General features: G+C 44.5%; 27 protein-coding genes. 25 read left to right on the top strand and 2 right to left on the bottom strand.

Annotation, left to right across the window (positions count from 1 at the left end):
- Window positions 1-44: 44 nt before the first annotated feature.
- The 5 genes from tuaE to ACWJJ5_RS02295 all read left to right on the top strand — a co-directional run bounded on the left by tuaE (window position 45) and on the right by ACWJJ5_RS02295 (window position 5416).
- Window positions 45-1532 (top strand): teichuronic acid biosynthesis protein TuaE, encoded by a 1488-nt coding sequence (gene tuaE / locus ACWJJ5_RS02315; RefSeq protein WP_454022158.1) that lies wholly within the window; start codon window positions 45-47, stop codon window positions 1530-1532.
- Entirely contained in the window at window positions 1529-2209 is a 681-nt protein-coding gene (tuaF, locus tag ACWJJ5_RS02310; RefSeq protein WP_156735502.1) for a teichuronic acid biosynthesis protein TuaF, read from the top strand. Before tuaE ends, tuaF begins: the two co-directional genes overlap by 4 nt.
- A 23-nt stretch (window positions 2210-2232) precedes the next feature.
- Window positions 2233-2991, top strand: a complete 759-nt coding sequence (tuaG, locus tag ACWJJ5_RS02305; protein WP_003151380.1) for a teichuronic acid biosynthesis protein TuaG — start codon at window positions 2233-2235, stop codon at window positions 2989-2991.
- 19 nt (window positions 2992-3010) lie between these two features.
- A complete protein-coding gene (tuaH, locus tag ACWJJ5_RS02300; protein WP_454022157.1) occupies window positions 3011-4207 on the top strand; it encodes a teichuronic acid biosynthesis protein TuaH in 1197 nt (398 codons plus the stop codon).
- A gap of 132 nt (window positions 4208-4339) precedes the next feature.
- Window positions 4340-5416: a glycosyltransferase family 4 protein gene (locus ACWJJ5_RS02295; protein WP_003151382.1), complete on the top strand. Its 1077-nt coding sequence runs from the start codon at window positions 4340-4342 to the stop codon at window positions 5414-5416.
- Between the two features lie 89 nt (window positions 5417-5505).
- Here ACWJJ5_RS02295 and ACWJJ5_RS02290 read toward each other — a convergent pair whose 3' ends face one another.
- Both ACWJJ5_RS02290 and ACWJJ5_RS02285 read right to left on the bottom strand, forming a co-directional pair.
- Window positions 5506-6720 (bottom strand): LCP family protein, encoded by a 1215-nt coding sequence (locus ACWJJ5_RS02290; RefSeq protein WP_070082459.1) that lies wholly within the window; start codon window positions 6718-6720, stop codon window positions 5506-5508.
- Between the two features lie 4 nt (window positions 6721-6724).
- Window positions 6725-7372 carry a YigZ family protein gene (locus ACWJJ5_RS02285; RefSeq protein ID WP_060657503.1) on the bottom strand — a complete coding sequence of 216 codons (648 nt, stop codon included), beginning with the start codon at window positions 7370-7372 and terminating at the stop codon, window positions 6725-6727.
- A gap of 222 nt (window positions 7373-7594) precedes the next feature.
- Between ACWJJ5_RS02285 and degS the strand changes: the two genes are divergently transcribed.
- The 20 genes from degS (at window position 7595) to hpf (ending at window position 22956) form a co-directional block, all read left to right on the top strand.
- Window positions 7595-8758: a two-component sensor histidine kinase DegS gene (gene degS / locus ACWJJ5_RS02280; RefSeq protein WP_003151385.1), complete on the top strand. Its 1164-nt coding sequence runs from the start codon at window positions 7595-7597 to the stop codon at window positions 8756-8758.
- Between the two features lie 76 nt (window positions 8759-8834).
- Window positions 8835-9524: a two-component system response regulator DegU gene (gene degU, locus ACWJJ5_RS02275; RefSeq protein ID WP_003219701.1), complete on the top strand. Its 690-nt coding sequence runs from the start codon at window positions 8835-8837 to the stop codon at window positions 9522-9524.
- A 97-nt stretch (window positions 9525-9621) separates the two neighbouring features.
- On the top strand, window positions 9622-10470 hold the full coding sequence (locus tag ACWJJ5_RS02270) for a DegV family protein (RefSeq protein WP_146284021.1): 849 nt from the start codon (window positions 9622-9624) through the stop codon (window positions 10468-10470).
- Window positions 10471-10577: 107 nt separating this feature from the next.
- On the top strand, window positions 10578-11963 hold the full coding sequence (locus ACWJJ5_RS02265) for a DEAD/DEAH box helicase (protein WP_454022156.1): 1386 nt from the start codon (window positions 10578-10580) through the stop codon (window positions 11961-11963).
- A 57-nt stretch (window positions 11964-12020) separates the two neighbouring features.
- Window positions 12021-12305, top strand: coding sequence for a late competence development ComFB family protein (locus tag ACWJJ5_RS02260; RefSeq protein WP_017418816.1), 285 nt, complete (start codon window positions 12021-12023; stop codon window positions 12303-12305).
- A 5-nt stretch (window positions 12306-12310) separates the two neighbouring features.
- Window positions 12311-13000, top strand: coding sequence for a phosphoribosyltransferase family protein (locus tag ACWJJ5_RS02255; protein ID WP_196616643.1), 690 nt, complete (start codon window positions 12311-12313; stop codon window positions 12998-13000).
- A 73-nt stretch (window positions 13001-13073) separates the two neighbouring features.
- A complete protein-coding gene (locus ACWJJ5_RS02250) occupies window positions 13074-13493 on the top strand; it encodes a TIGR03826 family flagellar region protein (RefSeq protein ID WP_043867469.1) in 420 nt (139 codons plus the stop codon).
- 69 nt (window positions 13494-13562) lie between these two features.
- The gene (gene flgM, locus ACWJJ5_RS02245; RefSeq protein ID WP_003151393.1) at window positions 13563-13829 is read left to right on the top strand and encodes a flagellar biosynthesis anti-sigma factor FlgM; all 267 of its coding nucleotides are present in this window, start codon (window positions 13563-13565) and stop codon (window positions 13827-13829) included.
- A gap of 14 nt (window positions 13830-13843) precedes the next feature.
- Entirely contained in the window at window positions 13844-14326 is a 483-nt protein-coding gene (locus ACWJJ5_RS02240) for a flagellar protein FlgN (RefSeq protein WP_003151394.1), read from the top strand.
- A 15-nt stretch (window positions 14327-14341) separates the two neighbouring features.
- Window positions 14342-15859, top strand: a complete 1518-nt coding sequence (gene flgK, locus ACWJJ5_RS02235; protein WP_015387629.1) for a flagellar hook-associated protein FlgK — start codon at window positions 14342-14344, stop codon at window positions 15857-15859.
- Between the two features lie 11 nt (window positions 15860-15870).
- Window positions 15871-16788: a flagellar hook-associated protein FlgL gene (gene flgL, locus ACWJJ5_RS02230; protein WP_003151396.1), complete on the top strand. Its 918-nt coding sequence runs from the start codon at window positions 15871-15873 to the stop codon at window positions 16786-16788.
- A 90-nt stretch (window positions 16789-16878) separates the two neighbouring features.
- Complete coding sequence (locus ACWJJ5_RS02225) at window positions 16879-17448, top strand: DUF6470 family protein (RefSeq protein WP_003151397.1); 570 nt, start codon at window positions 16879-16881, stop codon at window positions 17446-17448.
- A gap of 29 nt (window positions 17449-17477) precedes the next feature.
- Window positions 17478-17909 (top strand): flagellar assembly protein FliW, encoded by a 432-nt coding sequence (gene fliW, locus ACWJJ5_RS02220; protein WP_060657507.1) that lies wholly within the window; start codon window positions 17478-17480, stop codon window positions 17907-17909.
- A complete protein-coding gene (gene csrA / locus ACWJJ5_RS02215) occupies window positions 17903-18127 on the top strand; it encodes a carbon storage regulator CsrA (RefSeq protein WP_003151402.1) in 225 nt (74 codons plus the stop codon). The genes fliW and csrA overlap by 7 nt, the downstream gene beginning before the upstream one ends.
- 144 nt (window positions 18128-18271) lie before the next feature.
- Complete coding sequence (locus ACWJJ5_RS02210; RefSeq protein ID WP_071392361.1) at window positions 18272-19273, top strand: flagellin N-terminal helical domain-containing protein; 1002 nt, start codon at window positions 18272-18274, stop codon at window positions 19271-19273.
- Window positions 19274-19522: 249 nt separating this feature from the next.
- Window positions 19523-21043 (top strand): flagellar hook-associated protein 2, encoded by a 1521-nt coding sequence (locus ACWJJ5_RS02205; RefSeq protein WP_101562485.1) that lies wholly within the window; start codon window positions 19523-19525, stop codon window positions 21041-21043.
- 19 nt (window positions 21044-21062) lie between these two features.
- Window positions 21063-21464, top strand: a complete 402-nt coding sequence (fliS, locus tag ACWJJ5_RS02200) for a flagellar export chaperone FliS (protein WP_003151407.1) — start codon at window positions 21063-21065, stop codon at window positions 21462-21464.
- Window positions 21464-21808, top strand: coding sequence for a flagella biosynthesis regulatory protein FliT (fliT, locus tag ACWJJ5_RS02195; protein ID WP_003151410.1), 345 nt, complete (start codon window positions 21464-21466; stop codon window positions 21806-21808). The genes fliS and fliT overlap by 1 nt, the downstream gene beginning before the upstream one ends.
- Before the next feature lie 9 nt (window positions 21809-21817).
- Entirely contained in the window at window positions 21818-22195 is a 378-nt protein-coding gene (locus ACWJJ5_RS02190) for a hypothetical protein (RefSeq protein ID WP_003151412.1), read from the top strand.
- A 194-nt stretch (window positions 22196-22389) separates the two neighbouring features.
- Window positions 22390-22956, top strand: a complete 567-nt coding sequence (gene hpf / locus ACWJJ5_RS02185; RefSeq protein WP_003151413.1) for a ribosome hibernation-promoting factor, HPF/YfiA family — start codon at window positions 22390-22392, stop codon at window positions 22954-22956.
- Window positions 22957-23035 lie beyond the last annotated feature (79 nt).

The following is a 23035-nucleotide window of genomic DNA, read 5'->3' as shown; positions in this document are numbered from 1 at the left end:
CGGCAGTCCGGCTCGGCTGCCGGTTTTGGAAAGGGGTTTGCCATGTGAGTATCAAACGTTCAGCGGCACATGTTCTTGTGCTGCTTGCCGCTGTCATTACAGGAGGATGCATCATGCTGGGGGCGGTCAGGGCGGATGCCGGCTTCGGAAAAATCACCGTGCTGCTGCTTGCCGCCATGATCGGCATTGCCGGACTTGCTTTGCTATCCGCCTTTACAACAAACGGTCAGATGTTTATGGGGCTCATTTATATACTGATCGCGTGTACATTTTTAAACCAGGCCTTCTTTGCGGTTCATCTCGGATTTTTCAGCTTATTTATATACCGGCTGTTATTAATCGGAGCGGGCGCCCTTCACATCGCCGGCATCCTGACAAACCGTCATCATATTGACAGATGGAATCGGGTGAATGTAAAAGGGGTTCTGATGTTTTTCGCCTTATGGTTTACATACGGTCTCCTATCGTTATTGTGGGCAAAATCCGTGACGTACGGGATTAAATATTTAGCTTTAATGGGAATGGGCATGTTTTTGATTTATCTTATTGTCATGTTCATTCAGCGCTTTGATCAGCTGATGGTTTTTTACGGCATATGGCTTGTGATGACCATTTTTGTGATGGCGATCGGCTTTTACAACCATTTTACACACAACCATCTGCCGAGCTCCACGCTTTATAACGGCCCGCAGTACAAACAGCATTATCCGACGTCCGTTTTCTTTAATCAAAATGATTTCGCGACGTTTTTGTGCATCAGTTTCTTTCTGTATGCGGCGGCGGTGAAAAATATGAAAAACGGCTATGTGAAGGCCGTCAGCCTGCTCTTTGCGATCTGCGCTTTGTATTTAATCATTTTGACCGGTTCGCGCGCGAGTCTGCTGGGCATATGCGCGGGGGCGGCTGTATACGTCTTCATCCTGCTGCCTTCCCTGTTGAAAAAATTCGCGCTGTACGCTGCGGGAGCGGGTGCTGCGCTGTTTGCGGTTTTATTTGCGGGCCGTATCACCAATGCCGTCTTGAATCTGTTTTCAGCTCCGCAGGCGATGCCGGGACAGCAGCCGCTTCCTTCCAACCTCGCCAGGGCGAATCTTTTAAAGAACGCCTTTCACTATGTGATTGATTCCTGGGGGTTCGGAGTGGGTGCCGGAAATGTCTCTTACTATTTAAAAGCGGAGCCCGTTTATGATACGGGCGGCGTAGTTGAGGTGCACAACTGGCTCGTCGAGATTATGGCGAACTTCGGCGTGCTTACGATGCTCGGTTACCTGACAGTCTATTTGTTCCTTTTTTGGACACTTTATAAATGTCATGAAAGAAAATCGGAAAATCAGTCAAGACTGATCACAGAAGGACTTATCACGGCGATGGCCGGTTTTTTGGTAAGCAGCATCAGCCCAAGCTCCGTATCAAATTTATTTTTCCACTGGGTATTTCTCTCGCTCGTGATCGCGGCGGTCAATATATTGAGGCGTTTACAAAAGGAGTCTGCCGTCACGGCGTACTATGAAAAACAGGGAGATGCGAGATGAAGGATATGTTGACAAGAATAACCCGGCGTATCAAAAAAAATATCATTTGGATCATTGCGCTGCCCGTTGTGTTAGGGGCGGCGGGATATGTATTGCCGTCAAAAATAAGCGGAAACAGCAGTTTTACATCAGAAGCCGCGATCGCCGCGGGAAATTATGATCATCCGCTTTATAACAATACAAAAGAAATCCCGCTCCTTTTGACGAGCGATGCCTTTTTAAAGCAGGCTCTGCCTGATAAAACAGACGCAGAAAGAGCGGCCGTGAAAAGTAAACTGACTGTCGAAACACAATCAGATTCATTGATCACGGTCAGCTACAGCGGCCAAAACAAACAGGAGACCGAATCGGTGTTTCAAGCCGTCATAACAACTTTTCTGAAGAATGATCAGGACCTGTTTGAGAAACGGGCAAAAGTAGTGCGGCAGAGTATTGCTGCGCTTGAAGGAGAAACCGTCAGCGCGGACGCCAAAGTGGATAAGGAACGATTTTTATACGAATTGAAAAATACGCAGCTGAACCTGAAAGCGGCCGGCGTCATCAATTCAGAGCCGATGAATGAAACGGCGGGACAAGGCATGCCGCCGAAAAAGAAAGCGGTTCTGGGCGTTTTAATCGGCATTGCAGTTGCATTTATGTTCATTGTCATTCCGGAGTTTTTTAGAGAGTCCTTGTAAAAATCTGCGATGGAGATGTGACCATGACAAACTGGAAACCTTTCGTATCTGTCATTACACCGTCTTATAACGCAAGTGAATATATCGAAGACACGATTCAGTCCGTTTTACATCAAAGCCACCCGCATTGGGAAATGATTATCGCGGATGATTGTTCAACGGACGGAACGAGAGATATTTTACGGCAATATGAACAAAAAGATGAGCGGATCCGCGTCGTTTATTTAGATAAAAACGGGGGAGCCGCGGCTGCCAGAAATACAGCCCTTAAACATGCCAAGGGCCGTTATGTCGCATTTCTGGACAGCGATGACAGATGGAAAAAGGAAAAGCTTCAAAAACAGCTTGCGTTTATGGCGGAGCGTTCCTGCGCTTTTTCATTTACGGGCTACAGCGTCATGGAGCAGGACGGAACGCCGACGGACAAAACGATTCAAGCCCCTGAAAGCCTGTCATATGATGAAGCTTTAAAAAACACGATTATCGGATGTTTAACGGTCATGATTGACAGAGAGCAGACGGGGCAGATTCAAATGCCTGATATCAGAACGCGGCAGGATTTAGCGACATGGCTTTCCCTGCTGAAAAGGGGATTTACGGCTTACGGCCTGAATGAGTGCCTTTCAGAATACAGGCTTGTGCAGAATTCGATTTCAAGCAACAAGTGGAAAGCCGCAAAAAAAACGTGGTTTGTTTATAGAGAAATTGAGCGCCTGCATTTTATCAAGGCTTCGTGGTGTTTTATGCAATATGCGAAAAACGCGGTCTTGAAAAGACTGTAGGCGTCAGAGGAGCTGGGTGATGAAGGTGGAACCGATTATTCACGTAATCGTCGGAGCGGCGGAATGGGGGCATGACCGGCTGAGATACAGACGGCACCGGCTGGCTGAATTTCTTTCCCGGCAAAAAGAAACGAAAAGCGTCATTTGGGTATGCCCGTCCCCGCGAGCCAATGATGGTCAGACGGCCGGGATCGCCGAGGGAATCCGGCAGTTCACTGTAAAGGATCTCATGCAGCAAAAAGCATTCCGTTTCGGCAGGTATACAGACATGTGTTACAGGCATAAACTTTCACCATTGTTGCACATGCTGAAGGAAGAAGGAGAAGGGGCCCGCTGCTGCTTATGGTACACCTTCCCCGGTTTTCCGCTTCTGGCAGATCTGTTTCCTTGGGATGAAGTGATTTACGATTGCAGTGATCTGTGGGCCGCTCCGATCAGCGGCCGGGCCGGTGTGCTGTCAAATGTAAGAAGAAACATCATTAAACAGGCGGAAATGAGAATCATTCAGCGTGCCGATTCCATCACCTGCACATCTGACTGTCTGCACCGGGAGGTCGGAAAAAAGCTGGAGAACCCGCACCAGAAAGTGTTCACCATTGAAAACGGAGTGGAATATGACCTGTTTTCACGGGAAAATAAACAGCCGGATGAAGACATTTTACGGGGAAGAAACGGAACGGTTCTCGGTTTTATCGGCGGAATCAAACCGAAGCTCGATTTTGCGCTTATGGCGGAAACGGCAGATGTGCGGCCTGACTGGACGATTTTATTGGTGGGCCCGAACACGGCTCAGGACGATCCGGATTTCGAGTCGCTTCTGGAACGCTCGAATGTCATCTGGACGGGACCTGCCGCGCCGAATGAAGTGCCGTCCTATATGCAGCTTGTCGACATCGGCATCATGCCGTATAAAAATTCACCTTATAATGACGCGGTATTTCCGCTTAAGCTTTTTGAATTTTTAGCCGCCGGGAAACCGGTTGTCGGCTGCAACCTTTCTTCTACGTCAAAAATCAAAAGGCCTTACGTTTATGAATACGTTGAAGGGAGCGACCCCGCAGATTTCATCGCGGCCTGCGAAGCGCTTCTGGCAGCGGACCGCCGCGGATCATACGAGGCTTTGCGCCGTGAATTGGCCCGGAGACGAGATTGGAATGTTTTATTCGGCCGAATGCTCGAATGCACGGGTATATTGAAAAATGCGCAATCCCATTAAAAGGGAAAGCGCATTTTTTGATTTGCGTGTTTCTTTTTGATGATGCTTGTTATAATAACTAGTAAGAATTATAATGGAAGGAACGGTTCAATATCAGAAAAGACTTCATATAATTCCAAAGGAGACTTCTTTATGCTTGACGAACGCATGTTTCGCATAGTTGTTGCGTTTTTTGTCTCTCTGCTAACGGTTTTAATCCTAACTCCTATCGTAAAAAAAATTGCGATCAAAATAGGTGCAGTTGACCAGCCCAGCAACCGAAAAGTACATGATAAAATAATGCCCCGTATGGGCGGCTTGGCCATCTTTATCGGCGTAGCGGCGGGTGTGCTCGCGGCCGGCATATATAATGAAACGAAAATGACCGCCATTACGGTGGGTGCGTTTATTATTGTTATTTTAGGGATCCTTGATGATAAATACCAATTAAGCGCAAAGGTAAAGTTTTTCGTCCAGCTGGCCGTGGCCATTATGATTGTGAGCACGGGACTGAAAATGGACTTTTTCTCCGTACCGTTTTTAACGGAACGTTTAGAATTGGGATGGGTCGCTTACCCGCTGACTGTGTTATGGATCGTCGGTATTACGAATGCGATGAACCTGATTGACGGTTTGGACGGACTCGCTGCCGGCCTGTCGGTCATCGGACTCTCCACTATCGCCGTTATGGCGTTATCCGGAGGGAAAATCCTTATTCTGTCACTTTCACTTGTCGTGATAGGAAGCACACTCGGATTTTTATTTTATAATTTTCACCCGGCAAAGATATTTATGGGAGATACCGGATCGCTCTTTCTCGGATACGTCATCTCAGTACTCTCATTATTAGGTCTTTATAAAAGTGTTACTTTATTCAGTATCATCATTCCGATCATCATTTTGGGCGTGCCGATTTTTGATACGACATTCGCCGTCATCAGGCGGATTTTAAACAAACAGCCGATCTCAGCGCCTGATAAGTCACATATACACCACCGGCTGATGGCCTTCGGGCTGTCACACCGCACGGCTGTCATTATCATTTATTTAATCGGCTTTATTTTCAGCGTCAGTGCCATCCTGCTGAAAAGTGCGACCATATGGCTTTCGCTGTTTATTATTTTTGTATTGATTGTATTTATGCAAATCATAGCAGAGGTCACAGGGTTAGTAAATGAACAATTTAAACCATTTACCAAGTTTTACAAAAGATTGGTAAAGAAAAATTAAAAAGAGCAGATCATGCGAATGGTCTGCTTTTTTGCTATTCTCTTATTATATAGAAAAACCCGATCCTGCTCAAAGGATCGGGTTTACTCTTAATAGCCTGTTGTGCCGCCGGACTGTGTGCTGTCCGTACCGTTTGCACCTGCAGTACCGTTGGTTGAATCGGTTGTGCCGCTTGTTCCTGTGCTGCCGGAAGTCGAATCAGCCGTACCGCCTGTTCCCGTGCTGTCGGAAGTCGAATCAGTCGTACTGTCCGTTCCGGTGCTGTCAGAAGCGGGATCGGACGCCGTGCTGCTTCCGGACGGGTAATCCAGGTGCTTCTGCAATTCCTGCCGTACTTTTTCGAGATTGGCTGGATCCGGCTGGAAATAATATGTTCCGCGCGTAGTTGCGGTTCCGCCTAAATATAAATCTGATCCTGTTATGGTCAGTGTATCAATCTTTTTGCTGGTAAAGCCGCTGTAAATCTGCTGAAGAGCGAGTCCTTCAGTGATTCGGATATTTGTTTGGACGTTATTGCTCGCTGTTTCAGCGATTTTATCGATTTTAGCAATATTTCCAGCTCTTGACATTTGGTCGATCAGTGCGTTTAAGATTTGCTTTTGGCGGTCATTCCGGCCGAAGTCTCCGCGCTTATCCTGCTTTCTCATCCGGGCGTAAGCCAAAGCCTGCTCACCGTTCAAATGCATGTTTCCTTTCTTGAAATAGATCCGTTTCTTTTTACTGACGTCACTCATCTCGTCGAAGTCAAACGGCACTTTTACATCGACCCCGCCTACCTCATCAATAACATCCTTAAAGCCATTGAAGTCGACAGTGACATACTTATCAATCGGTATGCCTAATAAGTCTTCGACGGTTGAGACGGTTTCATCCGCTCCGCCCTTAGCAAAAGCCGCATTGATTTTTGTTTTGTTACCGGTTGTGTCACCGGCAAGCGTCACCCGCGTATCACGCGGAATACTCAGCATTTTCATTGTTTTATTTCTCGGATCAAGGGTAACGACAATAAGAGAATCTGATCGTCCGCCTTTTCCGCTGGTGGCATAATTTTCGATCCCCATAAACAAAATGGAGAACGGTTTTTTCTTCATATTGATGACTTTATCCCGCAATTTTGATTTGTCTCCGCGGGAAAGGGCATCATATGCATTATCTGCCGCATTAATCGTTTTGTATACTTTGTATCCGCCAAATCCGGCAGCGACTAACAAAACGAGGGTAAGCAGCAGCAAAATCCGTTTGAATATGATCTTTCGTTTGCTTTTCTTTTTCTTGCGAACACGCACTCTTACACGTTCAGCCATTACATTAGTCTCCTTTAGGGCTGACGTCTGTTTCTAAATACGTCAGTTCTCCCTCTGTATTCTTACTCTTGCCGTTCGTCAGTTCTGTCATCCATTTTAGAAACGCTTCTTTGTCTTTTTCTTCAACGTACGTTTCAAATTCGACATGATCCGCATAATGGATATCTTTCAGTAAAAAAACTGATTCTCTCAGTTCGTTCTCTATCTTGCCGAGCCACGTATAATCCGCTGATGTATGCATAATCCGCATCAGCTTCCGCTCCGTAACTCCTATATGATTTAAGCCTTCAGACACTGACTTCCCATATGCACGAATCAATCCGCCTGCACCGAGCTTTATTCCGCCGAAATACCGGGTAACCACCGCGCAGGTATCTTTCAGACCTCGTTTTTTCAGCACTTCCAGCATGGGGACGCCGGCTGTTCCGCTTGGTTCTCCGTCATCATTGGCCTTTTGTATATGGTCGGTTTCGCCGATCAGATAAGCTGAGCAGTTATGAGTCGCATTCCAGTGCTGTTTTTTTATCTTTTGTATAAATTCCTGCGCTTCCTCTTCAGAAGCAGCACGGCTCAGGTGACAGATAAAACGTGATTTTTCAATCACAATCTCATGTTCACCCGCTTCTTTAACAGTTAAATAGCTGTGCAGCATGATTGCTGGACCCTCCTGACAAGCATTAAAAGACTTGTTTCTACAAATTCGAACAGACTTTAGAATTTTTGCGCATATTTTGGTATCATGAAAGAGTAAGATACTATATAAAAATGTTTTTTTCTAGAATATACGCATTCTTTCATTATAATTCGACATAAATTGCAGTTCAATTACATTTATAATAAAAATACATAACAACACCGTTACGGAGGGAGACAGATGAACAAATCGAAGATGGACTCCAAAGTTTTGGATTCTATACTTATGAAAATGCTGAAAACCGTGGACGGGAGCAAGGACGAGGTTTTTCAAATCGGAGAGCAGTCGCGCCAGCAATATGAGCAGCTGGTTGAAGAACTCAAACAGATCAAACAGCAGGTGTACGAAGTCATTGAGCTGGGCGACAAACTTGAAGTTCATACGCGGCACGCACGAAACCGCTTGTCTGAAGTAAGCAGAAATTTCCATAAGTTCAGCGAAGAAGAAATTCGCAACGCCTATGAAAAGGCGCACAAACTTCAAGTGGAACTGACGATGATCCAGCAGCGTGAAAAGCAGCTGCGGGAGCGCAGAGATGATTTAGAACGCCGGCTTTTGGGGCTTCAGGAAATCATTGAACGGTCAGAATCATTGGTCAGCCAAATAACCGTCGTTCTGAATTACCTGAATCAAGACCTTCGCCAAGTAGGGCTTCTTCTTGCCGATGCGCAGGCTAAACAAGATTTCGGCTTAAGAATCATCGAAGCCCAAGAGGAAGAAAGAAAAAGAGTTTCCAGAGAAATTCATGACGGTCCCGCGCAAATGCTGGCAAATGTCATGATGAGATCGGAATTAATTGAACGGATCTTCCGCGACCGCGGCACGGAGGACGGATTTCAGGAAATCAGAAATCTTCGGCAGAATGTGCGGAATGCCCTTTACGAAGTCAGAAGGATTATATATGATTTAAGACCGATGGCATTGGACGATCTCGGGCTGATTCCGACACTGAGAAAATATCTTTATACAACTGAAGAATACAACGGAAAGGTGAAAATACATTTTCAGTGTATCGGAGACACGGAGAACAAAAGGCTTGCCCCGCAATTTGAAGTGGCGCTTTTCCGTCTCGCTCAGGAAGCCGTCACAAATGCACTCAAGCATTCAGAATCAGAGGAAATAACAGTAAAAGTGGAAGTAACCGCTGATTTTGTCGTTCTTATCATTAAGGACAACGGAAAAGGCTTTGATATTAAGGATGCTAAACAAAAGAAAAACAAGTCATTCGGCTTGCTGGGAATGAAAGAAAGAGTAGATCTGCTTGAAGGAACGATAACGATAGACTCTAAAATAGGTCTTGGGACATTTATCATGATTAAGGTTCCGTTATCTCTCGGCCTATAATTTGTTAAATAGAGCCAAAAGACATATTGACCGAACAGCGGCGTATATAGAACAATAGGATAAGGAGGCGTAGCGTGTGACTAAAGTAAATATTGTTATTATCGACGACCATCAACTATTCCGTGAGGGTGTAAAAAGAATATTGGATTTTGAACCTACCTTTGAAGTGGTAGCAGAAGGTGACGATGGAGATGAGGCGGCTCGAATCGTCGAGCATTATCATCCCGATGTTGTCATAATGGACATCAATATGCCGAATGTAAATGGAGTAGAGGCTACTAAACAGCTTGTTGAGCTGTACCCTGAATCTAAGGTGATTATCCTCTCCATCCATGATGATGAAAACTATGTGACTCATGCTTTAAAAACAGGTGCAAGAGGCTATCTCCTGAAAGAGATGGACGCAGATACTTTAATCGAAGCAGTGAAAGTGGTAGCCGAGGGCGGTTCTTACCTTCACCCGAAAGTAACCCACAATCTTGTCAACGAATTCCGCCGTCTTGCGACAAGCGGAGTTTCTGCTCATCCTCAGCATGAGGTTTACCCGGAAATCCGGAGACCATTACATATATTAACGAGACGGGAATGTGAAGTGCTGCAAATGCTTGCAGACGGAAAAAGCAACCGCGGAATCGGTGAATCATTGTTTATCAGTGAGAAAACAGTGAAAAATCACGTGAGTAATATTTTGCAGAAAATGAACGTTAATGACCGGACACAAGCCGTTGTCGTAGCCATTAAAAACGGATGGGTAGAGATGCGTTAGTCATGTATGAGAAGACTTGCCATAATAGGCAAGTCTTTTTTTACTGCTTCATATCTATTAAAATACTTATTAAGTACTTAATAAGGCAGGTAAAGTGATGAAGATTGCAGTTGTAACAGACAGTACAGCATATATTCCGAAAGAGATGAGAGAAGAACATCATATTCATATGATCCCTCTTCAAGTGGTTTTCGGTGAAAAAACATTTCGCGAAGAAACAGAACTCGACTGGAGAAGTTTTTATAAAGAAGTAAAAAATCATGATGAGCTGCCGACTACGTCCCAGCCTTCTTTCGGTGAATTAATCGCATTGTACGAAGAACTGGGCAAAACATATGACGCAGTCATAAGCATACATTTGTCCAGCGGAATCAGCGGAACTTATAACAGCGCCGCCTCGGCAAACACTATGGTTGATCATATTAAAGTTTATCCCTTTGATTCAGAGATCAGCTGTTTGGCGCAAGGTTTTTATGCATTAAAGGCAGCACAGCTCATTAAAGACGGTGTTGACTCACCGGAAGAGATTATTAAAGAGCTGGAAGAAATGAAAAAAACAGTCCGTGCGTATTTTATGGTGGATGATTTATCACACCTCCAGCGGGGCGGGCGTCTAAGCAGTGCTCAGGCTTTTATCGGCGGTCTGTTAAAGGTAAAGCCTATTCTTCATTTTGACAATAAGGTAATTGTTCCTTTTGAAAAGATTCGGACACGCAAAAAAGCGATTTCGAGAATTTTTGAACTGTTTGGGGAGGATGCAAGTAAAGGAATCCCGATGCGGGCCGCTGTCATCCATGCAAACAGGGAAGAAGAAGCAACGGATATTATACAGGAGTTAAGCGGTAAATATCCTCATGTCGAATTCTATAACAGCTATTTCGGTGCCGTGATCGGAACCCATTTGGGCGAAGGCGCCATCGGAATCGGCTGGTGCTTTAAAAACTAAGTGAAAATCTCCGTTTTCAAGGGCGGAGATTTTTTTATTATTAAATTTTCGTGATTCGACAAAAAAATTCCCGGCAGGCATACTTTGAGCAGAAAGGAGGCAGGGAGATGGCCGAAGGTGCTTCAGAATTTTCAGAGGTGCGGGATTTCTTTTGCGGCCGGCATTTATTGAGATCTGAGATACCGTTTTCAGATCAGCGCATCAACCGTTTTATAGAAAAAGAGCATATAACGGCCGAGCCGTCAATCATCCGCCGGAAAAACCGTTACGTCTGCCAACGATGCGGTCAGTCTGATCAAGCCTGCTTTGCGGCATTTTGGGCGCCCTCTGCCAAGAGGCAGATTACCTATTGCCGTGCCTGTGTCATGATGGGAAGGGCTGATGAACTGACATCATTATATTCTTGGAATCAAGCCCCTGAAAACAGCTGGGAGCCTGTAAAGCTTTCTTGGGAAGGAACACTGACAGACGGACAGAAGCAGGCCGCCGCCGCGCTTACAGATGCGATAAAAGAGAGACAAGAGCTGTTAGTATGGGCGGTTTGCGGATCGGGGAAAACAGAGATGCTGTTTCCTGGTATCGAGTTTGCCCTGAATCAAGGTTTGCGCGTCTGTGTCGCGACTCCGCGTACAGATGTCGTACTTGAACTGCTGCCGAGACTGAAAAAAGCATTTGAGAAAGTCGACGTTTCTGCTTTGTACGGCGGCAGCGAGGACAAAGGCCGCTTGACTCCGCTGATGATTTCAACCGCTCACCAGCTGATGCGCTACCGAGATATTTTTGATGTCATGATAATAGATGAAGTAGATGCGTTTCCTTTTTCAGCCGATGAGACATTAAGATTCGCTGTTGATAAAGCGAGGAAGAAAAACAGCGCCCTTGTTTATGTAACGGCAACTCCTTCAGACACATTAAAAAAGAATGCTGAAGCCGGTTTGCTGAAAAGCGTTCGCATACCGGCCAGATATCATCGGAAACCCCTGCCGGAGCCGCGTTTTTTGTGGTGCGGCAATTGGAAGAAGAAGCTTCAGAAAGGAAAACTGCCGCGCTCTGTAACGGATTGGGTCCGCCAAAAACTTCAATCACAGCTGCCGGTTTTCTTATTCGTTCCGTCTGTACACGTATTGAAAAAGACAACGGATTATTTTCAGAAATTAAACGTAAGGGCAGAGGGCGTGCATGCGGAAGACACATTCAGAAAGGATAAAGTGAAACGGTTCAGAGACGGCCGGCTTGATCTGCTGGTAACGACTACGATTTTAGAAAGAGGGGTTACCGTGCCCAAAGTTCAGACATGTGTCCTCGGCGCAGAAGCACCTATCTTTACTGAGAGCGCGCTCGTACAGATCGCGGGCAGAACGGGAAGGCATTATAAACATTTCAGCGGTGATGTCGTCCTGTTTCATTTCGGAATTACAAACGGAATGAAAAAAGCAAAAAAACATATAGAACATATGAACAAATTGGCACAAAAAAGTAAATTGTTGGACTAGTTAATTTCAGAAAACATGATACAGTATACTCATACTTTCCTATGAGGAGCTGTCAGCATGCTTGTCAATTCTAAAGAAATCATATTAAAGGAACTTCTCGACCGCCATATGCCTCAGCTTCATATGAAATGCACATGCCGGGTATGCAAAAATGATGTACTGGCACTTTCATTAAACCGGGCTGAGCCGGCATATGTTACAGATAAAAAGAAAGTTGCTTATGCAAAAGCAGAGATAGTTGATAAACAGAAAAATACAGCGCTGCTTGTCATTCTGGCTGAATCAGCGGCGATTGTTTCGGTTAATCCAAGCGAGTTCTGTGAAACTCGGGAAGGAGCGTAATATCTCTGAATTGTTTATTGTGTGACTCACCAATTTCAAGTTCATTGACTTGGAGATCTCTGTTTTCTCTGGCGCCCGAGCAAGAGGTATGCACTATATGCAGCAGCCGATTCGAAAAAATTGAAGGCCCCGTATGCAGTATATGCGGGAGGCCTCAGGAGTCAAATGAAAAATGCGCTGATTGTGCGGCCCGGGAATCAAAAACGGAAAAGCGCTTTTTGCTGCGGCAAAACCGTTCGGTATATTTGTATAATGATGCGATGAAGGACTCATTAGCCCGGTTTAAATTCAGGGGTGATGCGAAAATCATTCAAGCATTTGGACGTGACTTTGCTGCCGGCTTTAAAGCGGCATATCCATCAAATACACATACTCTCATCCCTATTCCGCTGAGCGGCGAACGGCTGGCGGAACGCGGATTCAATCAATCCGAGCTGCTGGCCTCTCTGCTCGGAATGCCCGTCATTTTCCCCCTCATCCGACTGAACAATGAAAAACAATCCAAAAAGAGCAAAACAGAAAGGCTGTCCGCAGAAAAAAAGTTTTCAGCAGCCGAAAACTCGGCCGAAGGTATGAACGTCATCTTAATAGACGATATTTATACGACGGGCGCCACACTGCATCAAGCCGCCGAAGTCCTGCTGACAGCGGGTAAAGCGTCATCGGTCTCCTCTTTTACTTTAATCAGGAGCTAAATTATTCTTTTTTTCTGCCGATATAATTGATAGAAATATAAGGCAGATTAAAGAAGGAATAGGAGTTAATACGATGGGTGAATTGGCGAATTGTCCAAAATGCAATGCTTTATTTTTTAAAACGAACCTGCAGACCGTGTGCCAGGCATGTATTAAAGAAGAAGAAAAAGCATTTGAAACCGTCTATAAATTTTTGAGAAAGCAGATCAACAGACAGTCGACGATGCAGCAGATCACTGAGGAAACAGGTGTGGATGAAGAGCTGATCCTCAAGTTTATCAAACAAAAAAGGATTCAGATCAGCCAGCTTCCAAATTTGGCATATCCTTGCGAAAGGTGCGGAAATCCGATCAGGACGGGGAAATTTTGCAAGTCCTGTCAGACAGATATTGAGTCACAATTAGACCATATGAACCAAAAAACAGCCGCTGAATCCAAAGAAAAAAACAGTACAAAAGACACATACTATGCCTATAATACCAAAAACACCTGATTCCCTAAACTAACTGATAACGCAGTCGATAAAAGAATTAGACTGCGAACAGAAAGCGAGAGGAATCCTATGAAAATCAATCAGTACGGAACACAATCCGTTAATCCATACCAAAAAAATTACGAAAAGCAAGCCGTACAAAAAGAGGCTGCAAAGCCGAAGGACAAAGTGGAAATTTCTTCTCATGCAAAAGAGCTTCAAAATGCGTCAGATGCGGTCACTAAAACACGTCAGGAAAAAATCGCTCAGCTTAAAGCGGATATAGAGAGCGGAACATATAAAATAGATTCAAACAGCATCGCTGAAAACATAGTGAATTTTTATAAAAAGCAATAAAAAGGAGAAAGCCAATGTCAGCAAAGCCAATTATTGATCAACTGAAGCGACTTTGCGCACTGCATGAACATCTGCTCACGCTGTCTGAGGAGAAAACGGAAGCGCTGAAAGCAGGTAAAACAAAAGAGCTCTCCAACATATTGACTAAAGAGCAAAAGTATATTCAGGCAATCGGGCAGACTGAGGAAGAGCGAATCAGGTTAACTTCTCAGTTTCTCAGCCGCGGTGAGGACAATACAATTGCTGCATGCATCTCCAGAACTTCAGGCAGTGAAAAACAGGAGCTTGAAGGGTTATTTCACTCTTTGTCTGCGCTTCTTGACCGTCTGAAAGAAGTGAATGAGATGAACAAACAGCTCACGATTCAGGCTTTACAATTCATCTCCGGGGCATTCGATATGATCATGCCGGGTGAAAAAGAGAATATGAATTATAAAGAGCCGCAAGCGGCGCGCAAGCCTGTCAGCCGTTTGACATTATTCGATTCAAAAGCTTAGAACGGAGGATTTTCAATGCCATCGACTTTTATGGGGCTCGAAACAGCAAGGCGTGCATTGAGTGCGCAGCAGACTGCATTGAGCACAGTTTCAAATAACGTTGCAAATGCAAATACAGAAGGATATACGAGGCAGCGCGTCACATTACAATCGACGAGCCCTTATCCCGCAGTATCAAAAAACAGTGATCTGACGGCCGGACAAATCGGAACAGGAGTAAAAGCCGGTTCAGTTGAGCGCGTCAGAGACAGTTTTTTAGACTATCAGTACAGAACTGAAAATACAAAATTAGGATACTATACAGCCCGTTCCAATTCATTGTCGCAAATGGAAGGCGTCATGAAAGAGCTTGACAATAACGGATTAAACGGATCGCTCAGTTCGTTTTGGAATGCCCTTCAGGATCTGGCGACGAATCCGGAAAATACGGGAGCGCGCTCAGTTTTGCAGGAGCAGGGGAAATCTCTTGCCGAAAGTTTTAACTATATATCTACCTCTTTGACTAACATTCAGGGTGATATTAAAAAGAACCTGGATAACACAGCGGATCAGGTCAATTCCATTCTCAATCAGCTGAATGACCTTAACAATCAAATAGCGGCAGTTGAGCCGAGCGGTATGCTCCCTAATGATTTGTATGACCAAAGAGACAGATTGATTGATCAATTATCTTCTATGGCAAATATAAAAGTTTCATATAATAAGTCGGGCGGACATGCCTTGGCGACTGCTGAGGGCACGGTTAACGTCGAATTGCTGAACGGGAACAACAATTCTCTCGGTACGCTGCTCGACGGTAACACAAAAACAGTTTCAGAAATGAAAATCAACTACGACAAGGACAGCGGACTCGTGTCGAGTGTGTCAGTCGGCAGCAGTACGGTCAATGCGGATGCATTTACCGGAAAAGGCTCACTTTTAGGTCTTATTGAATCATACGGCTATATGTCAAACGGAGAAGAAAAAGGGCTTTATCCTGAAATGCTGACGGCTCTTGACAATATGGCGCTATCCTTTGCTGACGCGTTTAATGCAGTTCATGAAAAAGGGAAGACCTATACAGGCGAACAGGGTGCAGCATTTTTTGATTTCAGCGGCGGTGAAGCGGTGCCGGCAAAAGGTGCGGCAGCGAAAATAAAAGTCAGTGACAAAATCCTTGCGTCTACTGATAATATCGCAGCGTCGTTAAACGGAGAAAAAAGTGACGGCACAAACGCGACAAATCTTGCAGCCGTACAGAACAGCAAGCTGACTATTAACGGTGAAACCACTACAATTAATGACTTTTATGAATCCCTTATCGGAAAGCTGGGCGTTAATTCACAAAAAGCGGCCAATCTTATGAACAACTCTGAAAGCAACACCCTTTCAGCCGATGAACGGAGACAATCAGTCAGTGCAGTGTCTTTAGATGAAGAAATGACAAATATGATTCAGTTTCAGCACGCTTATAATGCGGCTGCGCGGATCATAACGATGCAGGATGAAATATTCGATAAAATTATTAACGGTATGGGCACCGGAGGAAGATAGGAGATAAGTAAATGAGAGTAACTCAAGGGATGATCGCAAAAAATTCTCTTCGATTTATCGGCTCAAGTTATGACAAGCTCGATCGGCTTCAACAGCAAGTGTCTACGGGGAAAAAAATCACGAAAGCTTCTGATGATCCGGTCGTCGCAATGAAGGGAATGCAGTACCGTACTCAGCTTGCGCAGGTAAACCAGTATCAGCGGAATGTTTCGCAAGGTTTTACATGGCTGGAAAACTCGGAATCAAGCGTAAACTCGGAAACGGATATTATGGGGAAAATCCGGGATTTGATGGTTCAGGCGAAAAGTGATTCGAACGGTGAAACAGAATTGAAAGCAATCGGTACAGAAATCGGCCAGCTGAAAAAGCAGCTCGTTTCTGTCGCGAATACTCAGGTAAACGGACGTTATCTGTTTAACGGAACAAATTCAGACGTCCCGCCGATCACTGAAAATGCCGACGGCACATATACGTACAACTATGAGAATTATACCGGTGCTTCGGATGTTAACATCAACATCTCAAACGGAGCAGTGCTGAAAGTGAATTCTGATCCAAACTCAGCTTTCGGAGGCGTCGCACAAAATGGAGATAATGTATTTGAATTTCTCAACTCCTTAGAAGCTTCTTTAAGCAAAGGCACGCTGTCCGAAGCAGATTCAAATCAAATTCTGTCAGATATCGACGGTTTTACTGACAAAATGAATGCTGAAAAATCCAATATCGGCGCACGCACAAACCGGTTGGAACTCATTCAGACAAGATTGGAATCACAAGCGGCAACCGCTGAAAAAGTATTGTCGGATAATGAGGATGTAGAAATGGAAGATGTAATTGTTGATTATCTATCTCAACAGACGGTTCATAGAGCAGCGCTGTCAGTGAATGCGAATATCATTCAGCCGTCACTGATCGACTTCCTGAAATAATATAACTATCGTCTTCAATATATAAAAAAAGCGACTCACAACAGGGAGATCGCTTTTTTTACTAAAATACTATAAATAGGAGGGATCTCTGTGCAGATGCCGAGATTGATTATTGACAGTGTGCCTGCTAAAATCGGTATAACCTTTCAAAAGGAAGAAATCGAGATGGAACAGCCGCCCGCTGACCTGGAAATCGAGCAGCCGCCGGCAGAGCTGAACATTGAAAGCACGCCGGCCAAACTGACGATTGACCAGACGAGGGCGTGGGAGAACTTGAATCTCAAATCATTTGAAAAGCTGAACGCTGAAGCCGCTCAAAAAGGTGCGGAAGCCTGCAGCGAGTTTATCGCAAAAACAGTCAGGGAAGGGAAGGAAATGGCGGCTATCGAAAAGAAAACGGGCAATGTGATGGCCCGGCAGGCAGCAGATGTCAGTCCGCCCGATCCATTCGGCGAATTCAGCGACTTTCTGCCTGCGCAGTTTCTCGTCGACATTGACTGCATTCCTTCAAAGCTTACGATTGATATTGAAGCCCGCAAACCTTCAATTGAAGCAGCCGTCAATAAACCTGTATGGAATTATACGCCGGGGAAAGTTCAGATTGATATGATGCAAGACCCTAAGGTGACGATTTCGGTTGATGATGGCAACGCAGAATAAAAGATGAAAGTGGTAAAGGATTGTGAAGCATGATAATTAAAACAAAATATCACGGAGAAATCAGAATAGATGAAGGGCAGATTATCTCATTTGAAAACGGCCTGCCGGGATTTAATGAAGAGACTCAATTTGTTGTTCTTCCTTTGTCGGAAGATTCACCGTTTTTGGCGCTGCAGTCTGTGAAACAGGAGCACATCGCCTTTATTGTCGCCAGTCCGTTTATTTTCTTTAAAGGGTACGAATTTGACATTGACCAAGCGACGCTTGAGCTTTTGCACATTGAAGATATAGAGGACGTCGAAGTGATGGCGATTTTAACACTGGAAGAGCCTTTTGAAAACACGACCGCCAATTTAAAAGCGCCGATTATCGTCAATAAAAAGGAAATGAAGGCGAAACAAATCATTTTACATGATGCTTCCTATGAAACAAAACATCTGATAGGAGGAGGATCATGCTAGTTCTCTCAAGAAAAGTGAATGAGTCCATTCAGATCGGGCCGGATATTGAAATAAAGGTGATCGCTATCGAAGGAGAACAAGTGAAGCTGGGAATTGAAGCGCCTCAGCACGTAGATATTCACCGGAAAGAAATCTACTTGTCGATCCTGGAAGAGAACAACAGAGCCGTATCTTTTAATACTGATTTATTACTTAACTTATCCTCACAAAAAAAGTGAGGATTTTTTTATTTTCAATATAAACAATAGAAGCGGCCATCCGATATATATATTGTAGCCAATGAGAGGAAAAATTTTCTTCAGAAATGACGCTGCGCAAATGCACAAGGACGTGCGAAAAACAATTCAGGGAGGAAATACAAAATGAGAATCAACCACAATATCGCGGCTCTTAACACTAGCCGTCAGCTGAATGCAGGTTCAAACTCTGCTGCAAAAAACATGGAAAAATTATCTTCAGGTCTTCGCATCAACCGCGCTGGTGATGACGCTGCGGGTCTTGCGATCTCTGAAAAAATGCGTTCTCAAATCCGCGGTTTAGACATGGCGTCTAAAAACGCTCAAGACGGAATCTCTCTTATCCAAACATCTGAGGGTGCATTGAACGAAACTCACAGCATTCTTCAGCGTATGAGCGAGCTTGCTACACAAGCGGCGAACGATACAAACACTGATTCTGACCGTTCTGAGCTTCAAAAAGAGATGGACCAATTAGCGTCTGAAGTAACAAGAATCTCTACTGACACTGAGTTCAACACGAAGAAACTTCTTGACGGAACTGCGCAAAACCTTACGTTCCAAATCGGAGCTAACGAAGGCCAAACAATGAGCCTGTCTATCAATAAAATGGACTCTGAAAGCCTGAAAGTTGGTACGACTTATACTGTATCTGGTGATCAAAATACACTTACAGCAACTGACGGAAGCACTGCTACTTGGGCGGATGAAGAAAAAGACGCAACTACTGGTGAAGTCACAAAAGCTGCTGGATATTATGATGATAAAGGTAAAGTCGTTGCATCTGAAAAATTAGCTGCAGATTCTAAAGTAACAAAAGGTATCGACATCTCTTCATCAGCTAAAGCTGCGTCTTCAGCTCTTACAACAATCAAAACAGCTATCGACACAGTATCTAGCGAGCGCGCTAAACTTGGTGCGGTTCAAAACCGTTTAGAGCACACAATCAACAACCTTGGTACTTCTTCTGAGAACCTGACTTCTGCTGAATCACGTATCCGTGACGTAGACATGGCTTCTGAGATGATGGAGTACACGAAAAACAACATCCTTACTCAGGCTTCACAAGCTATGCTTGCGCAAGCTAACCAACAGCCTCAGCAAGTTCTTCAATTGCTTAAAGGTTAATGACGGAAAGATCCTGGTTCTCCAGGGTCTTTTTTTATTTCTTCAGCTAACTCCTCCTTCAGCAAGCCAAAGAACCCTATTGACAAAATGAAACATTATATTTTGCAGTTAAATTATTGAAAACCTTTTAATATGACCGATATAAGAATAAGATCATACATTTATGGAGCTGTGATATGATAAACAGTCGGAAACTCACTGTTGTCATAGAGCCGTCTACGACTAAACGCCGAAAAGGAGAGGGTACATATGGTCACAAGAATCACAGGCCTTAATTCCGGTCTTGATGTAGATTCTCTGGTGAAAAAAATGATGGATGCCGAAAAGCAGCCGCTTAATAAATTAAACCAGCAAAAGCAGACGCTTGAATGGAAGCGCGATGCTTATCGGGAAATGAATACCCAGATTGCCGACATGTATTCTACTACATTTAATAATATGCTGATGTCCACAAACTGGAATAAAAAAACAGTAACAAGTTCGGATTCCAGTGTCAGCGCGGTGGCCGTCAGTGCTGAGCAGAATATTTCAACGAGCATGTCTGTACAGCAGCTGGCTACGCCGACGACTTATAAATCCTCAGGGGCCATCAATTTCACTTCGGGTCAAAGCCAAACATTGAAATTCAATGTCACAAATCCGGGTGAAACGAAGCCGACTGAGGTAAACGTCACGATCGCCGCAACCGATACGATTGATGATGTGGTCACCAAACTGAACAGCTCGGGTCTCGGAGTGACGGCTTTAAAAGAGAAAATCTCTAACGGCTCGGATTATGTGGACACGATTGCGTTCACTTCCAATAAAACGGGGGAAGGGTTTACCCTTTCAGCAGGTGATGACGCGACCAAAAGCTTTCTGAAAGATCAGCTCGGTTTTGCCGTTGATGATGCAACAAATGAACTGACGGCCAATGCCGAAGGGAAAAACGCGAAGTTTACGTTCAACGGGCTTGAAATGACAAAAACGTCCAATAACTTTACGATCAACGGCATCAAATACACGCTGAACAGCGTGACGGACAGCAATAAAACGGTTACGATTAACAGCACGACGGATACGGACGGCATTTTTAACAACATTAAAGATTTCGTTGATAAATACAATACGTTAATTAAAAGCGCAAACGAGAAGGTGACAGAATCAAAATACCGCGATTATAAGCCGCTAACCGATGAACAAAGAGAAGCAATGACCGATAAGCAGATTGAGCAGTGGGAGGCAAAAGCTAAAAGCGGTTTATTACGGAGTGACAGCACGCTGCAGAACGGTTTGGCGGAGATGCGGCTTGATCTGTACTCAACCGTTACGATTGACGGGAAAAAATATCAGCTTGCCGATTTCGGAATTGAGACGTCTGATAGTTATACGGATCAAGGAAAGCTTGTCATTAAAGACGAAGCGAAACTGAAACAGAAAATTACCGAGAATCCTGCTCTCGTGGCTAAACTGTTTAATGCAGACAGCCCTGATACAGCGAAAACCAAAAACCCGGAGGAACAGGGGATTGCCCGGAGATTAAAAGACACATTAAATAAAATGCAGATTCAAATTTCAAAACAGGCGGGTACGGAAAGCTCGGTATCAACCAGCTTTGCCATCGGAAAAAGCCTGGATGAAATAGAAACAAATATTTCCAATATGAAAACGAAGCTGGATGACATCGAGACGAGATATTATAAAAAGTTCAGCGCACTGGATACGGCATTGGAGAAATTGAACAGCCAATCTTCATATCTCACGTCAATGTTAGGATCTTCAACATCATAACCTTGGAGGTTTTATAAAAATGGCAATAAATAATCCTTTTGCTGCTTACCAGCAGACATCCGTCTTTACAGCCGCTCCGGAAGAGCTGACCCTTATGCTTTATAACGGCTGCCTGCGATTCATTAAGCTGGCAAGGCAGGCGATGAAGCAAAACAACCTTGAAGCCAAAAATGAAAATATCGTAAAGGCGCAAAACATCATTCAAGAGCTCAGCATCACGTTAAACCGGGAGATTGAGATTTCTGAGCAGATGTCATCAATCTATGATTACATCCGCCGCCGGCTGATCGATGCGAACGTGCAGAATAACGGAGAGTTTTTAGATGAAGCGGAAAAGCTCGTTACTGAATTTCGCGACACGTGGAAGCAGGCCATGCAGAGTGAACGGAAAAACAGCCATGGCGCGGGCGGCCTTGCCTGATGAACAGCAATGTCTTTTCTTTGTATAACGAAACGAAGAACATGTACGCTGCACTGAAGGACGCCCCGGAAAGCGACGGTCTCATCAGCAGCGTTACGGCATTTACGGAGAAAAGGGAGGAGATGCTTGCGGGCATAAAGCCGCCTTTTTCCGAAGAAGAAAAAACGCTGCTTCAGCAGGTGGCCGCGATGGACCGTCTGATTACCGGCGAAGTGAAACGGATTCAGGATGGCATCCGAAATGAAATAAAAACGCTTAAGAAAAAACGAATCTACCATAATACGTATTTCAATCCGTATCAGCAAACGACAAGTGACGGCCGTTATTACGACAAACGCAAATAGGTGAGTGTTTTGAGAAGTTTGAACGATTACCATTTGGTGTCAGCCTATTACCAGCTTCTTTTTACGATTGATGAGGGGCTTTGCTACCTGTTGGACACGCAGGACGATTTTTTTAAGACGGAGGGCGAGCGGATTTACAACGATTTGATTCAGGCTTTTTTTCATCTCGATTCCTCTCATGCGCTTCTGTTGTCTATCATTGAGTGCCGATGCGTGGAGACGGCGATCCGCTCATTTGACGAGATCTTTCAGGATTTCAGCATGTTAAATGATTATGATTTCCCGTCCGCCCCTTTTCAGGAGTTTTTAAAAACCATCTTTCTGCCGCATTATAAGCTATGGATGGAGCAGACGCACGACTGCATCAAACCGTATGTTCTTCACTAGACCTGCTGCAAGCGGCAGGTCTTTTGCCTGCGTCCTTTGCATATACTTATAATCCTGCCGGACGCTGCCGGATAAAACCGACACCATTCGTCATCGTTCACCGAATTTACACATTATTTTAACGTTTCAGCAGGGATCAGAAGGGGTAAAAGAGAAATAGTTACATATCCTTAGATAAAGGGAGGCGTTCTTTGATGAACTACAATATCAGAGGAGAAAACATTGAGGTTACACCTGCGTTAAAGGATCATGTGGAGAGAAAAATCGGCAAGCTGGAACGATATTTCGAGCAGAGCGTCAATGCCGATGTGAACGTCAACTTAAAATTCTATAACGATAAGGAATCCAAAGTTGAAGTCACCATTCCGATGACTGATCTGGCGCTTCGTTCTGAAGTGCATAACGAGGATATGTACAATGCAATTGATCTCGCAACAAACAAGCTGGAACGTCAAATCCGAAAGCATAAAACAAAAGTCAACCGAAAATTCCGCGAGCAGGGTCTTCCGAAACATTATTTCGAGAACGGCAGCGCTGCTGATACGGGCGTAGCGGTTCAGGACGAAATTGAAGATGACAGCCCGGAAATTGTCCGTCAAAAGCGTTTTAATTTAAAACCGATGGATAATGAAGAAGCGATTCTCCAAATGAATATGCTCGGACATAATTTCTTCGTATTCACCAACGCGGAGACGAATCTCACAAATGTCGTTTACCGCAGAAATGACGGCAAATACGGATTAATTGAACCGACTGAATAAACCCATCCAGCCTTCCGTGAACGCGCGGAAGGTTTTTCTCTATCTTTATCTGCAAATTCTTTGGAAATAGCAAAAGGTA

Source organism: Bacillus sp. JK74 (genome assembly GCF_053663395.1).
This window is presented reverse-complemented; position numbering and strand designations above follow the sequence as displayed.